This is a genomic window from Streptomyces longispororuber, from assembly GCF_014656095.1.
In the GTDB taxonomy this organism is placed as follows: domain Bacteria; phylum Actinomycetota; class Actinomycetes; order Streptomycetales; family Streptomycetaceae; genus Streptomyces; species Streptomyces longispororuber.
This window is the reverse complement of sequence record NZ_BNBT01000343.1, coordinates 1-624: the sequence shown is the minus strand read 5'-3', so window position 1 is coordinate 624 and position 624 is coordinate 1. Positions and strand designations below refer to the sequence as shown.

Sequence of the window (624 nt, the reverse complement as noted above, 5' to 3'; positions counted from 1 at the left end):
GTCGCGGCCGTGGCGGCCGCCACGGCCGGGGCGCTGGTGTGGACGGGACTGCCCGGCGGTGGCGGCGACGGCCGCGAGGTACGCCCGGCGGTGCGCCCGAGCGGCCCCGCGCTCGTCGTCGACGGCATGCCGCGGATCCTGCCCGCCGACGAGGTCCCCGGCGACGACCGCTGGCACTGGCGGACACAGGAGGAGGACACCGAGGACTCGCCGCTGCCGCGCGTCGCGGACGCAGGCTCGTGCCCCGACTCGTTCCGCGGGCGGAAGGCCCCCGACCACGTCCAGTACTCCGCCACGTACTACTCCGACCCGTCCGGCTCCTCCGTCACCGCCGACGCCTCCGCGAGCCACCGCGTCGTCTCCTACCCGAGCCGCGAGGCCGCCGCACGCGAACGGGCGGCGTACGAAAGGGAGTTGGCCGCGTGCGGTCTGACGTACCGGGGCGGCGCGAAGCCGCACTGGTCGGGCACCGCCACGGGTGACGGCGCCCGCCTGCACGTCACCGTCCAGCAGGACGGCGCATGGCTCTCGGTGGTGGAGGTGCGGGTCGCGTCCTCACGACGGCGGCCGCGGCGGCGGCGCGGACCTGTGGCGGCACGTACGGCGGCCGCCGTACGTGCCGCC

General features: G+C 77.4%; 1 protein-coding gene. It reads left to right on the top strand.

Annotation, left to right across the window (positions count from 1 at the left end):
- Window positions 1-624 (top strand): hypothetical protein (locus IE330_RS38550; protein WP_190140824.1); only part of this gene is annotated, 624 nt, incomplete at both ends.